A 14,635-nucleotide genomic window follows, 5' to 3' on the forward strand; every position below is an offset into this window, starting at 1 on the left:
GGGCATAATAGAAACATACGTTTCACTTAGGAGTTTTTTCAGTCAGACATGTGAGAATCACAACAATGGCCCTGCAATATGTTCACCACATTGCAGGGCCATTTTGTTAATTCTCTTCAAGCTCTTTCCGGTTTTTCTTAAATAGTTTAGACAAGATTTCATACACAATCGGTACAATAATTAAGGTTAATAGGGTGGAACTTGTTAAACCGCCAATAACGGAAATGGCTAGGCCTTTCGAAATCAGACCACCGCCGCCTTCTGCACCAATGGCTAATGGGATTAACGCGCCAATGGTTGCAATGGCCGTCATAAGAATTGGCCGTAGGCGCGTAACGCCCGCTTCTAAGATCGCTTCGCGCATGCCCATACCATCGCGTTCCATCCGCACAATTCGGTCGACCAGCACAATCGCGTTGGTGACGACGATGCCAATAAGCATTAAGAGCCCCATCATCACGGATACGGAAATCGTTTCGCCTGCGATAAATAATCCAACAAAGGAACCAATTACCGCAAATGGCAAGGAGAATAGGATCGAGAATGGCGCTACTCCCTCACCAAATGTCACGACAAGAATAAAGTAGACAATCGCAATCGCCGCAAGCATGGCTACCCCTAATTGTGTAAAGGTTTCTGTCATATCTGCAGCCACACCGCCAACATCTACTGTGACCCCTTTAGGTAAATCTAAGTCTTCAATGGCTTTATCGACTTCAGATGTAGCTTTAGAAATATCATCATCAAGGATCGTTCCCGATACCGTTGCGTAGTATTCGCCTTTACTACGTGCCAATGTATTTAAAGTCGTTCCCTCTTCCACTTCGACAAGCTCTGATAATGGCATCGTGGTGCCCATTGCAGTCTCGACAGGTGTGTCCAAAAGATCATCGATGGAGTCAGGGTGTTTCTCTTGCTCTTGTTGCACAATTACTTTTATTTCATTACCATCTTTTTCAATGGTTGTTAAGACTTCCTCTTGTGTAGTTGGATTTAACAGCATCACAAGTTGGCCAGCTGTTAAACCATACTGCAATAATTCATCTTGTTCGACCTTAAAAGTATATTCAACATAAGGATCTTCGGCATCAGAAGAAACGTCTTCTATCCCATCATTTTCCTTCATCACATCTTCTAGCATGGCTACAGATTCATTTAGTCTATCTAGATTTTCACTATAGAGTGAGTAACTAATTTCATTGGTAGACATTCCCATAGAAGAGAAATCTTGACTCTTCCATTCACCGGATTGACCAATGTCAAACACATAGTTTTCAATTTCTTTGCGGACTTCAGGGAAGTCTTCCATATCCGGATCAAAGGTAAGGAACATTAATGCACCACCTGATCCACCGCCCATCATAGCGGACATGGAGTCCCCACTATCGGTGATTGATAATTGTAAAATATCAATATCGTCCCGTTTTAATAACTCTTGTTCTACTTTTTCAACGTTCTTTAATGTATCTTCTTTTAACTCACCTGTTGCAGGTGTATAGGTGAGATACATGACTTTTTCTTCCTCACTACCTAAGAAGCTAAAACCAATGAATGATGTTAAGGTTAAACTACCCAGTAATAAAACAATGGAAATAGTGGAAGTAATGACTTTATGGTTCAGTGTCCATTGAAGGACTTTTTTATACCCATTGGCTAATTTACCAGCCTCTTTATGACGACTTTCTGACTTCTTACCATACAGTTTTTTCCTAAATAAGAAGTGAGATAAAGCAGGTACGATCGTGATCGCTACAATGAGTGAGGCACCAAGTGCAAATGTCATTGTTAAGGCAAATGGTACGAATAATTCGCCAACCATTCCCCCCACAAAAATAAGTGGCGCAAATACCGCAACCGTGACTAAAGTAGACGACATAATCGGTTTGAACATTTCAATCGTCGCTTCTCTAATTAGGGCTCGCCCTGTTAACTTCTCTTCTTTTAAATGAAGTCGCCGGTAAATATTTTCGACGACCACAATCGAGTCATCGATCACCCGCCCAATCGCAACCGTGATCGCACCTAATGTCATAAGGTTTAACGTAATATCCATCCAATGTAAAAGTAATAGCGCCATGAAAATGGATACGGGAATCGACACAATTGAGATAATCGTAGATTTGAAGTCACGTAAAAATAGTAGAATAATCAAGATGGCGATCAGTCCACCAAATAGAGCTTTTTCGATCATCGTTGCAACTGAATCTTCAATTGGCTCTCCTTGGTCAAGTGATACATCCATGACAAGTCCATCAATATTTTTCTCTTCCTCTTTGATTAACTTCTTCACTTCATTTACAACATCAACTGTATTCGCTTCTTGTCCTTTAATGACTTGAACACCGATTGCATCTTCCCCATTTGTGCGTGAAACCGATTCTACCTTACCTACTAATTCTACTTTGGCAATATCGCTAAGTTTGACAAATGGAGATGGGTTCGTTTCTGAAGGGGTAACAGGAATGAGCATATTCTTCAATTCATCAACCGTCATGAATTTCCCGTCAACTGAAACAGCTTGCTCCCCTTCTTCAAATTCATACAGTCCTAATGAAACAGCCATATCACTGGCTTGAATCATGTCTTTGACTGTATCCTCTGTTATATCCAGCTCAGTCATTTTCTTATCATCATATGTAAGATTGACTTCCTCAATATGCTGACCCGTAATCGAAGCAGAGGCTACTCCATCTAATTTCTGGATTTTTGGAAGGATAATATCCTCAACAGTGGATGTCAATTCCACAATATCTTCTTTTGTACTACTTACACTGAGAGCTACAACTGGCATCATATTCATGTTAATCGCCGTAATTTCTGGAGATTCTGCTCCATCTGGCAATGTAACATCATCTAAAGCGGATCTCAGCTCCCGATTCGCCTCATCCATATCAATTCCATAATCATATTCTACTTGAATACTAGACATGTTAGAATACGAGTTGGAATAAACAGCTTTTACATTCTTAAGATTTTCTATTTTCTTTTCTAATGGCATGGAGACTTCTTCCATAACCTTTTCCGGAGTGGCCCCAGGATAGACATCCATCACCATTAAGTACGGAATTGAAATATCTGGTATGGTTTCCGTCTTCATACGGCTTCCTGAATAAAGTCCAAAAACAACAATTATAATGGTCAGGAGCCATACGGCTAATTTATTTTTTATCACAAAATTGACTAAACCCTTCACTACAATACCTACCCCCAATTGACTTTTCTAACTTATTTACTTATACTAAATGACTAATCAGTCACTTGTCAATGAAATTAGAGGAGAAACATGCAAATGCAAAAAAAACAATTGATTATGGAAAAGTCATTAGAGCTTTTTGCAAAACAGGGCTTTGAAGCTACTTCAATCCAACAAATCACGGATCATTGCGGCATCTCTAAAGGGGCTTTTTACCTTTCTTTTAAATCCAAGGATGAGTTAATTTTAACATTAATTGACCATTTTATGATGCAAATCACTTCAGACATTGACTACTTGGTCAAAAACTCACCTACTGATAAACTTCTATATGAATTTTACTATACTATTCATACTTATTTTCACAAACATATGAACTTTGCGCGAATTTTTATGAAAGAGCAAATGCAAACCGTGAACCAAGATCTGATTGTGAAAATGCATGAATACGACAAATTACACGAAAAAGTTATCTTGCACATGATTGAGCGATTGTACGGCGACGAAGTCAAACAGACAAAATACGACCTCATCTTCTGTATCAAAAGTTTTATGACAATGTACGCGGAACTATTTTTATTTGAAGATATCCAATTAGATTTCCAGTTACTTTCGCAATCTCTTGTGGAAAAAACAAATTTGTTAGCCAAACATACGACAATTCCTTTTATCTCTCAAGATTACGCTCTTTTAATTAACCATGGAAAAAATCTAGAGATAACCAAGGAACAGTTACTTAAGATTATGGAGGAAAAAATCGGCGAAATGGAGGATTCCCTTGAAAAAGACTCCTTACTCCTACTCAAACAGGAACTGACAACCCCCTCTCTAGGACGAGCCATTGTCAGCGGATTAATCAAAAATATTCTTCATCATCCTCATTGTAAATGGGTTGCTTATTTATTGAGAAATTACTATCAAACAATGAAGGGGCAAAACAACAAAGAGTGAAGCATCGTGAACACCACCCATGTAATCGGGCCATTTGCAACAGTAATGGGGCCGATCTACCATGTAAACGGGCCGATTGCAACAGTAATCGGGCCGGTCGCATGAGTAATCGGGCCGTTCTCCTACATAATCGGGCCATTCGCATGAGTGTTCGGATTTACAGTTGTTAAGAAACTTATGTCCCGGCCCTTTTCCTTTAGTTTATACAATCGTCTTTTCCTGTTCCTTCGTTTTATTATTCCGTATTTTGATTACTCGATTCCAATTTCCTTTTCGAGGCAAATTCCATTTATAGTAGACAGATAACATTCTGAAAAGAACTATGCAAGCGAGTAATAGATAAGTTGTGGTTGGATTTCGGATCAAACCTAGGCCAATGGCGAGACCTGCTAACGCTGCCCACAAAGCATAGATATCTGAATGAAAGATCATCGGTTTTCGCCCGGCAAATACGTCCCGCAACATTCCGCCCCCTGCTCCTGTTATCGTCGCTGCTATAATGACAGCAATAAGGGGCGCGTCAATGGAAACTGCATATCTAGCCCCTTGAATGGCAAAAGCCCCTAACCCAATCGCATCAAAAAAGACGACCCATCTTTGCCAAAGTTTCATCCATTTAGCAGGGAAAATAAATACAATCGTAATGACTAAAAAGGCAACAACAAATAACAAGTTCTGTTGCCATATATTTTCAATCGGGATTCCGATTAAAAGATTCCGGATCAAACCACCACCAAATGCGGTCGTATAACCTAAAATAAAAACACCCAATATATCATAATCTTCTTCTATGGCGATCAGTGCGCCACTGATCGCAAAAGCTAGCGTCCCAATGATGTTAAGAATTTCCCATGTCAAGGTTATTCTTCCCCCTCTAATAAGTTATCATTCCCTTATTATAAGCAAATGAACAACCATTAGGCTACGTGATTAACCACACTTATTTCTTCTATTTCTTGGAAAAAGGGATTTTACTGAACTACATGAGAATGAACAAGTTTATTTCTTGCTCTTTAATTCATTCATCCGCTCTTGATAGTCATCTATTTTTTTCACGATACGGTCTACTTCTGAATCAACCAAATCCAATTTTTCGTTCGCTTGTTCTTCTATCAACCTTCTGTAACTTTTCGCTTTTTCATCAACTAGAGATTCAAGCTCGGCTTGCTGTTGTTCATCAATAAGTTCTTCCTTTTTTAATAATGCAACAGCTCCAGAAATCCGCAGTTCTTCGACCCGAATGGCGTCTTTAATCTTTTCATGGTATTTATGCACTTTATCCCGAGCCATTGTGTGCGGCCACCCGATTGGTTTCTGATAAATAAGTGATACCAAATCCAAGTCAGATGGGAGCCATAATTTTGTCATTTGTCCAGTCATTTCTTCTAATGTATCAGCACCAAGATAACTACCATTACCAGCTTTTGCTACTGCTTTTAATTGAGATTCTGCATTGTTGTCAACTTGAAATCCAATTACATTTACTTTGCCATCAGGATGCTCTTCAGCAAATTTCTTTGCTTCCGCAACGGGATCGCCTCCACATGTCTCTTCCCCATCACTAACAATATAAAGAGTTATATCTTCCTTTGTGGCTTCATGATCTTTTCTAGCTGCGGCAATCGCCCCGGCAAGTGGTGTCCATCCCTTTGCAAGTACTTTATCAAGTGTTTTTTCGAAAGAGTCCTCCTTATATTCCCCAAGTGGATATACTTCCTCAATTCCTGTACATGATAATTCTTTATCACGATCATCTTGTGTACCCTTATGGCCATAGGCGTAAAGTGAAATATCACTTTTTTGTCCCATCGTCTGAGCAAAACTACTCACGGCACTTTTCGCAACATCCATTTTCAATCGTCCGTCTGTAGGGAGTAGCATACTGGAGCTGGCATCTAGTAAGATTATTGCATTAGTAGGAGCCACTTCTTTCTCCCCTCCATCGTTCACTTCATACGGCTCTGGTAAAAGTGGCTCCTTAAATGTTGGAGAATATGTATACAGAGGTTCCACTAGATTCCCATACTGTGAACTTCCTAAATAAGTGATCAATACTTCATGAATGACTTGCGGATCCTTCTCATTTTGTAAAAAACGGCCCATCACTTCCAAAAATTCAGGGCGAATTTTAGAAGGTACTTCCTTCGAAACCCACATGGACGTTTCTTGTTCAACAGTAAAGTCCTCTGTCAAACGCCCAACCGGGAGGTCTATCATCTCCTCTACCGACGTGGCGATAATCAATTCAGGAAGTGGCGGCTCAATCGTTACAGTCTCTTTCTCGTTTTCTTGCGCTAACCCAGATTCAGACTCTTCCATTCCCTTCTCTTCGACAGAAATTGTCTCTTGAACAGGAGACTGTTTTTCGATATCTACCTCTTTCTTACTTTTTACCTCTTTCGAAGCACAACCACTGATGATTATGGAAATTAACATAAACCCTAAAAGATACCGCTTCAAATCTAGCCCCCTCCTTATAACTAAATAGCACGACTACTATACCACAGATTACAAAAGGAAGACCTCACCGACATTCTGGATTTCATGCTTAAATAGTTAATAATATGGCCGTAAAGAACAGGCGCTGTAGCCGGAACAAACAGGATTAATTAACTATTAAAAGCAAAACGATCAAATAAGATGAAAATTTCCATCCTACTTGACCGTCCACTATATTTTTCTATTGATTATCCATTTCCTTGTTGTTTTTCACTTTCGTTTCTTCAAAGCAATACAAAGTGGACATTGATGGGATGAGCTTGATACGTTTTCTTAAACATCACCATTCGATATGATAGAATAATTTATAATAGAGAGAAGTGACAGAAAGGATTTTTATGATGTCTGTAGGGGAAGAATTTTTTAATCGCAAAAAGGCGGAATTAGGAGTCTCACTGAATGATGTACAAAAAAGAGCTGTTTTGAATACGGAGGGGCCATTACTTCTTTTAGCTTCGCCAGGTTCTGGAAAAACAACGACCCTCATTATGAAAATAGGATACTTAATCGAGGTGGTTGGGTTGGATCCCGCTCGCATCAAGGCGGTGACCTTTAGCAATGCCTCTGCGCATGACATGAAAGAACGGTATCAACGATTCTTTTCTACCCTCCCCCCTGTTGAGTTTTCAACGATTCATAGTCTTGCCTTTCAAGTCGTACGGGAGTTTTTTTATAAAAGGCAGATTCAGTATCACATCATCGAAGGGACCGACCCTGCCCCATTTAATAAAAAAATGCTTTTGCGAGATTTATTTAAAACGTTCAATCAAAAGGCCATTACAGATGACCAGTTGGAAGAACTGCTCACATATATCAGTTTAATCAAGAATAAACTGCTTCCCAAAGAAAAATGGTCCTCCATTTCATGCGATGTCCCAAACGCCTTACAGATCTTCCAAAAATATGAACGGTTTAAAAGGTCGGGGGCCGATCAGCTGCTCGTCGATTATGATGATATGCTGACGATTGCCCATCAGGCTTTTGAAAAAGATCACGCCTTATTAACCAAATATCAACGAAAATACGATTATCTTTTGACAGATGAAAGTCAAGATACATCGTTGGTCCAGCATGCGATGATAGAGAAGTTAGTGCAAAACCACCAAAACTTATGTGTCGTGGCAGATGATGACCAATCGATTTATAGTTGGCGAGCCGCCGAGCCACAATATCTCCTTGATTTTAAAAAGGTGTATCCAGACGCTCAAATTTTAATGATGGAACAAAATTATCGCTCCTCTCAAGACATTGTGAGTGTCGCGAATACCTTTATCAAACAGAATAAAAATCGCTATAACAAAAATATGTTTACGGAAAATGCAGCCTATGTTCCAGTAAAATTAAAAACATTATCTGATTATCAATACCAAGCCAACTATTTAGTGGAACAGATAGCAAAGGAAGAGAATCTTCGCGAAGTGGCGATTTTATATCGAAATAATGCTTCATCGATTTTACTTCTGGACGCACTGGATAGGGCACATATTCCTTTTTATATGAAGGATGCAAATAATCGCTTTTTCAGTCATTGGATTGTGGAGGATGTATTGAACTTTATGCGGTTGTCGTATGACGCAACACGGGTGGATATTTTCGAAAGAGTCTATTCCAAGTTTCACCTTTATCTAAAGAATTCACATATCCAGCAAATGAAACAACAACCAAACAGTGAAACGGTCTTTGATCGCTTAATTAAATTGACAGACTTAAAGGACTGGCAAAGAGAAAAGATTGCCATTTGTCGGAAACACTATAAACAAATGCAGAGGAAGACTCCTTTTCAAGTAATCTTACTCATTCGAGGAGAGTTTGGCTATGAAAAAGTTCTTCGAAACATGTCAGAAAAACTAGGCTTTAACATTGATTATTTATTAGAGGTATTGAATACATTGGAGGAAATTGCCAAATCAACGAACTCAATGGTTGAATTTGCGAACCGACTGGATCATTTAGCCTCCTTACTAAAGACATCCAAATATAATCGACAGCAACATGCTGTCACACTGTCCACTTTCCATAGCTCGAAGGGGTTGGAATTTGAAAAAGTTTATATGATTGATTTAATTAAAGGGGTCATTCCTAGCCAAACCGAAGAAGACAAGCTGAAAGAAGGAAAAAGAGAAGAGATGGAGGAAGCTGTGCGACTTTTCTATGTCGGCATGACAAGGGCGAAAAGGAATTTGGAGTTACTTTCCTATTCTAAAAGGTTTGGAAAAGCGGTTGCCCCATCTAAGTTTGTCCTAGACGTCAAAAAGATTGTCCATCCAGAAAAAGTGCACCATCACGCCGCCCATAAAACAACCATACTAAAAACCACGGGGAAAGGTCGGAAAAACGGAATCCCCGATAACCCTAACGCGATAAACGATCCCGCAAAACTCCAAGTAGGGCTCAAAATAAAACATCGTGTCTTTGGTACAGGTGAAATTACCGGCCTGACAGAAGACACACTGGAAATTCGCTTTAAAAAATACTCGAAAACCCTATCGATAACGACTTGCCTTGAACATAAGCTACTTGAAGTGGTGGAATAATGAGGGACTGACCCCGACTTTATTTTTACCTTTTAAAAGGATTTCCTATCCCAGGAAGAGAATTGTATGAATACAAACTCAATGCAAGGAGTGAAGAATTTGAAACATTTACAAACAAAACTACAACCTCTTTTAAAAAAGTTTGTTGAAAAGGGGCCAGCGGGTTGTGCTTTAGCTGTTCATCGTCAAGGAGAAAAGATTTTTGAAGACTTTGTTGGAGTTGCCGATCTTGAGACGGGTAAGCCGATTACAGCCGATACGATTTATCGCATTTATTCCATGACAAAGGTCGTCACCTGTACGGCTGCACTCATGTTATATGAGCGGGGGGCCTTTTTACTGAATGATCCGTTGGAGGAATACTTGCCGGAATTCAAGAACCCACTCGTCTATCGAAAGAGTGATACAGGGGAAATGTATACCTCACCCGCTTCAAGGTCGATTACTGTAAAGGATCTATTTACGATGACATCAGGATTGACCTATCCTGGTGAGGGCAATGAAACAGAACGTCAGGTAGCGAAAGCGATGCAATCACTGGAAAAGCAAGATAAAAAAATGACCACACGTCAAGTTTCACAAGCGTTAGCTGCGATTCCCCTTGCTTTTGATCCTGGAACAAGATGGCACTATGGGCTGAGTCATGATGTACTTGGTGCCTTGATTGAAGTTATATCCGGGAAAAGCTTCGGGCAGTTTTTACAAGAGGAGATTTTTGATCCTTTAGGAATGGAAGATACATTTTTCCGCATTCCAGAAGCGAAGAAAGGGCGGCTTTGTTCGAATTATCGTCGGAATGAGCAAGGAGAGCTGATCAAGAATACAGAGATGGATGCGAACATTCAAGCTGATGCGAAATTTGAAAGCGGGGGCGGCGGATTACTTTCCACATTACACGATTACAGTCGATTTGCCCAAATGCTAGCTAATGGTGGAACGTTGGATGGGGAACGAATCATTGGCCGAAAAACGATCGAACTAATGGCCACGAATCAATTGCGCCCAGAAAACCGCGAAAACTATAATTGGAATTATCTCTCAGGATATGGTTATGGCCTTGGGGTAAGAGTGATGATCGATCCTGCTTTGGGAGGAGCCAATAGCTCACTCGGGGAATTTGGTTGGTCTGGCTTACTTGGAACATGGGTAACGATTGACCCTGTAGAGAAGTTATCCGCTGTCTATATGCAGCAAATGTTACCAAACTTTGAAAGCTACCATCAACCAAGATTACGCTCTGTCATTTATGGGGCACTTTCTTGAAAGAGATGATTAAAGATTCATACTTCGGCTAGGCGCAATCAAGAACTTCTTCCGAATAAATCAGAAAAGTAAATGTTATAATGAGAAGAGTGAAAATGATAAACGGTGGTGATCATATGTTATCACAACAAGAAATCCTTAACGAACTCTCCAGAAATCTTAGTTCATGGAAACAAAAATACGGTGTAGAGCGAATTGGATTATTCGGTTCGTATAGCCGCGAAGAGCAAAAAAAGTCAAGCGATATTGACGTACTAGTAGAGTTTGAAAAAAGCAAAATGACTTTTGACCATTATATGGAGTTAAAATTCAGCCTTGAAGATCACTTTCAAAAACAAATTGATTTAGTGATTATTGATGATATTAAGCCGGCATTAAAAGAAGAGATTCTAAGGAGTGCTATATATGCTGAGGGAGCCTAAAGTCTTTTTGGAAGATATTTTATCCGCCGCAAGTAAAATTGAGAAATACATTAAAGGACTAACCTATGATGATTTCCAAGAAAATGATCTGATTTCCGATGCTGTTATAAAGAACATTCTTGTCATTGGAGAGGCAACAAAAAACATTCCAGATGATGAAGGCATAACTCAGAAATTGAATGGAGAAAAATGGCCGGGATGAGAGATATGATGATCCATGGCTACTTCTCTATTAATTATGAAATTGTCTGGGATGTTGCTCGGAATAAAATTCCTACCTTAAAAGGACAAATTGAACTGCTTTTAGAGGAAATCACTAAGGAATAAGTTCGGGAAGAGAACTTAAGTGCATTACTTGTATACCGAAGGGGAGCCGCTCTTCAATAAGGCATTGAACTCTTATGAATTCCTCGATTAACAGATTTCTCGGGCCCCCCTTCAACTCCCTTCATTCATTCGGTCCGAGAACTCTTTTTCGAATATCTTTGGACACTCCTTTTTCTACCCGATCCGTTAAAGTTTTCCTCCAATTCACCGCTAGCAATTCAACGTTCGCCAACTCTTGGGCCAGCTCCATATTGTGTTTATCAACATGCATTACATGATTACAACGGGCAACCGTCCATTCAGGAAAGGGGCGTTCTAATAGGACAAATTTTTCTCCTGCTTGCACGAATCCTTCCTGTAAGACACGAAAATACCAACCTGTTTTTCCAGTGTTTTGGATGAGTAGCGCCAATTCTTTTATTTTAAATCTTCGCGCAGGCTTCCAACATGGTTGCCGTGGTTGTGAAACTTGCACGATTGCCTCTCCTATTTGAAAAGTATCCCCAATGGCGATCTGTTCTTCCGAAACATTCTCTAATGAGAAGTTTTCTCCCATTCCACCCGGTCTGATCTCGGCCGTTTTCAATTCATTTTGCCAGTAGAAATAGTGTGAACAAGGATAGACAAAAATGGCTTTTTCTGGTCCACCATGATTTTTCAAGTCGGCTTGGCCATCCCCTGATAGATTTGTCTTTCCAACCCTGATAGGACCTTGAACAGGTTCTTTAAAAATACCGCTTGTCCATTCGCGTTCCATCGGTTCCTTTGCCTCTTTATTCCCCACTGTTTTTGGTTTTCCTACAAAAATCTCTTTTAATAAAATATCCATAAAACTGACCTCCTCCCTGCCCTTGTTCTTTCCAGTACAATGACAAATTTGTAAAATTAAATCCTACCCTTTATGTAGTCAAACTACCTTCTTGAAATCATCCCATTTATTCCGATTAAACGAGAGCATTTTTAAAGATGGCAGAAAGAATGCACTTTCTAACGCAGAGTCCTCAGCTCATCTGAACACGAAAACTTCCCTTTAATTCCTCTCCCCACCACAATTCGTATCTTTCGCCATTTGAAATGGGACCAACCCCTTCAGGAGTTCCTGTATAAATGATATCGCCATTTCTTAAGCCAAAGTTTGCCTGAATATGCGCTAAGATCGTATGAAAAGAGAAGATCATGGATGTAATATTTCCCTCTTGGACAGTCTCTCCATTACGTACCAAGGAGAAGTTCTTTTCCCTGCAGGCTGCCTCCCCAGGAAAATCCCAAAATTCCGTTACAATCGCTGCATTCTTAAATCCTTTTGCTAGAAGCCATGGATGTCCCTTCTTTTTCAATTCGGATTGCACATCCCTTAAGGTCAAATCAATCCCGAGTGCTATTTTCGTTACGACCTTATCGACCTGAAAATCATCATCTGCCACGTCCTCACCTATGTATAAGACAACCTCAAGCTCATGATGGATATCTCCTTTATTTCCCGGATAATCGATCTCTTCGCCATTCGCAAGTACTAAGGCATTCAGAGGCTTTGAAAAAACAAGTGGTTGGTCTGGCACAGCATTTCCCAATTCCACCGCGTGATTAACATAATTACGACCAATGCAAAAGATATTACGAAATTCCATTTTCATCACCTTTTTTATGTGTTTTTAATACGTGATTTACCCTTCCTTAAAATATAACAGGAAAATGGTCTGTTGCGGAACTTTTGCGATTACTTTCCCCCGTTTCTTCTATTCTCAATATATTTTAATTTATATGCCTATCACTCCTCTCAAATCGATTTTCAAACCATGCTTTAGTTCTTTATCAGATGGAGCGATCCCCTTTAATACATTCGACCTTCTTTCTATGCTATGCTTGACCTAGTCCCTCAATGTTACTCATTGAGAACTGAACGATCATAAACTGTGGAGGTTTGTTGAATGGAGATTGTTTCAATTCTTTCACTAATAGAAGGTTACAGGAAAAAGGAATTTTCCCCTGTAGAAATTACTAAAATGTATGTAGATCGCATTCATCAATGTCAAGATTTGAATGCCTACATTACGGTGACAGATGAAATTGCTTTAAATCAGGCAGAAATTGCCGAGAAGAAATATTGCGCCAATGAAGCAACTGGTATTTTAGACGGAATCCCGCTTTCCTATAAAGACAATCTATACACAAAGGGAATCCGTACCACAAGTGGATCAAAAATCGATGAAGATTTTATCCCAAAAGAAGATGCTCTTGTTGTTAATAATCTTCAGAGAGAAGGAGCAATTCAACTTGGAAAGGTAAATATGCATGAATTTGCATTTGGAATTACTTCCAATAACCCTTTTTACGGACCCGTCAAAAATCCGTGGAATCATGATCACTCCCCAGGTGGTTCGAGTGGGGGTTCTGGAGCCGCGGTTGCTGCTGGATTAGGTATAGCCTCGATTGGAACAGATACAGCTGGGTCTATCCGAATTCCTGCTGCTTCTTGCGGAGTGATTGGTTTAAAACCGACACATGGTCTTATTCAGGCTGGAGGGGTCAAACATATTTCTTGGACCCTTGATCATATTGGTCCGCTTACACGGACGATGGATGATTTGGCGATTGTCTTGGAGGCTATGACAGGTAAACAGTATACAACAAGCCTAAAAGAGGACATACGAGGGTTAAGAATCGGTGTACCAAAAAACTATTTTAACGAAGGCATTGAAGAAAATACAGCTAGACTCTATCAAAAAGCTTTGCAAGATTTAGAGAGTCTTGGTGCGATATTAATAGACATCGATATCCCATTCTCACCTGATGACCTCGCCCTTTCTTTTGGAATCGGAATTGCGGAGGCAGGATTTGTGCATGAAGAATCGATTGTATCTGCCCTGGATTCATTCGGTGTTGATGTGAAAGCCTCTTTAGAGCATAGTCATGCCATCACAGCTCTTGATTATATCAAAGCCTTAAAAAGAAAAGAGCAGCTAACCGAACAATTCGAACAGCTATTTGAACATGTCGATGTGTTGGCTACTCCGACGACTCCAATCACTTCACAAAAAATTGGTGAAGTAATGGTAGAAATCAATGAAATGATGGATAGCGTCTTTAACACGATGATCCGGATTCCAGCCGTATTCGACTTAACTGGACAACCAGCCTTATCCATTCCATGCGGACTTGCAGACAACGGACTTCCCGTCGGTCTACAACTAGCTGCAGCCAATCATAATGAAAGAATATTGATCCATGCAGGATATGCATACGAACAAGCTTTTTTAAAATCTTTCTATGAAAAAAGAAATGGCTTGTTAGAAAAGACATAGAAAAAGGAACACCTATCTCACCTTGCAAAGATGTGAATTAGTTTGAAGTGGATAGGCCTCACTATTATCCAGTACCATTGTAGAAGCCCTATTTTCACTTTTGCATATTTTTAACTTTTCATAACACATACAGGCACTGTCCTT

The 14,635-nt window shown here is 39.8% G+C and carries 12 protein-coding genes; 7 read left to right on the plus strand and 5 right to left on the minus strand.

Annotated elements, in window-relative coordinates:
- Nucleotides 1–106: 106 nt before the first annotated feature.
- Nucleotides 107–3,193 (minus strand): efflux RND transporter permease subunit, encoded by a 3,087-nt coding sequence (locus tag KI363_RS03500; protein ID WP_212965519.1) that lies wholly within the window; start codon nucleotides 3,191–3,193, stop codon nucleotides 107–109.
- A gap of 96 nt (nucleotides 3,194–3,289) precedes the next feature.
- Between KI363_RS03500 and KI363_RS03505 the strand changes: the two genes are divergently transcribed.
- Nucleotides 3,290–4,144, plus strand: coding sequence for a TetR/AcrR family transcriptional regulator (locus KI363_RS03505; protein WP_212965520.1), 855 nt, complete (start codon nucleotides 3,290–3,292; stop codon nucleotides 4,142–4,144).
- Between the two features lie 201 nt (nucleotides 4,145–4,345).
- On the opposite strand, the gene KI363_RS03510 is transcribed toward KI363_RS03505, so the two are convergent.
- Both KI363_RS03510 and KI363_RS03515 read right to left on the minus strand, forming a co-directional pair.
- Nucleotides 4,346–5,002, minus strand: a complete 657-nt coding sequence (locus tag KI363_RS03510; RefSeq protein ID WP_212965521.1) for a trimeric intracellular cation channel family protein — start codon at nucleotides 5,000–5,002, stop codon at nucleotides 4,346–4,348.
- Nucleotides 5,003–5,143: 141 nt separating this feature from the next.
- On the minus strand, nucleotides 5,144–6,604 hold the full coding sequence (locus KI363_RS03515; RefSeq protein WP_212965522.1) for a VWA domain-containing protein: 1,461 nt from the start codon (nucleotides 6,602–6,604) through the stop codon (nucleotides 5,144–5,146).
- 377 nt (nucleotides 6,605–6,981) lie between these two features.
- Between KI363_RS03515 and KI363_RS03520 the strand changes: the two genes are divergently transcribed.
- The 5 genes from KI363_RS03520 (at nucleotide 6,982) to KI363_RS22210 (ending at nucleotide 11,189) form a co-directional block, all read left to right on the plus strand.
- Entirely contained in the window at nucleotides 6,982–9,177 is a 2,196-nt protein-coding gene (locus KI363_RS03520; protein WP_306345147.1) for an ATP-dependent helicase, read from the plus strand.
- A gap of 66 nt (nucleotides 9,178–9,243) precedes the next feature.
- The gene (locus tag KI363_RS03525; protein ID WP_246516737.1) at nucleotides 9,244–10,440 is read left to right on the plus strand and encodes a serine hydrolase domain-containing protein; all 1,197 of its coding nucleotides are present in this window, start codon (nucleotides 9,244–9,246) and stop codon (nucleotides 10,438–10,440) included.
- A gap of 116 nt (nucleotides 10,441–10,556) precedes the next feature.
- The gene (locus KI363_RS03530) at nucleotides 10,557–10,862 is read left to right on the plus strand and encodes a nucleotidyltransferase family protein (protein ID WP_158323291.1); all 306 of its coding nucleotides are present in this window, start codon (nucleotides 10,557–10,559) and stop codon (nucleotides 10,860–10,862) included.
- On the plus strand, nucleotides 10,846–11,064 hold the full coding sequence (locus tag KI363_RS22205; protein WP_250620240.1) for a HepT-like ribonuclease domain-containing protein: 219 nt from the start codon (nucleotides 10,846–10,848) through the stop codon (nucleotides 11,062–11,064). Before KI363_RS03530 ends, KI363_RS22205 begins: the two co-directional genes overlap by 17 nt.
- Nucleotides 11,061–11,189: a HepT-like ribonuclease domain-containing protein gene (locus KI363_RS22210; protein WP_281414054.1), complete on the plus strand. Its 129-nt coding sequence runs from the start codon at nucleotides 11,061–11,063 to the stop codon at nucleotides 11,187–11,189. The genes KI363_RS22205 and KI363_RS22210 overlap by 4 nt, the downstream gene beginning before the upstream one ends.
- Before the next feature lie 121 nt (nucleotides 11,190–11,310).
- Here KI363_RS22210 and KI363_RS03540 read toward each other — a convergent pair whose 3' ends face one another.
- Nucleotides 11,311–12,018, minus strand: a complete 708-nt coding sequence (locus tag KI363_RS03540) for an MOSC domain-containing protein (RefSeq protein ID WP_212965523.1) — start codon at nucleotides 12,016–12,018, stop codon at nucleotides 11,311–11,313.
- A 172-nt stretch (nucleotides 12,019–12,190) separates the two neighbouring features.
- Nucleotides 12,191–12,817, minus strand: coding sequence for a fumarylacetoacetate hydrolase family protein (locus KI363_RS03545; RefSeq protein ID WP_212965524.1), 627 nt, complete (start codon nucleotides 12,815–12,817; stop codon nucleotides 12,191–12,193).
- Nucleotides 12,818–13,117: 300 nt separating this feature from the next.
- On the opposite strand from KI363_RS03545, the gene KI363_RS03550 reads away from it, so the two are divergent.
- Nucleotides 13,118–14,491, plus strand: coding sequence for an amidase (locus tag KI363_RS03550; protein ID WP_212965525.1), 1,374 nt, complete (start codon nucleotides 13,118–13,120; stop codon nucleotides 14,489–14,491).
- Nucleotides 14,492–14,635 lie beyond the last annotated feature (144 nt).

It is taken from the genome of Lederbergia ruris, from assembly GCF_018332955.1.
In the GTDB taxonomy this organism is placed as follows: Bacteria; Bacillota; Bacilli; order Bacillales; family Bacillaceae_C; genus Lederbergia; species Lederbergia ruris.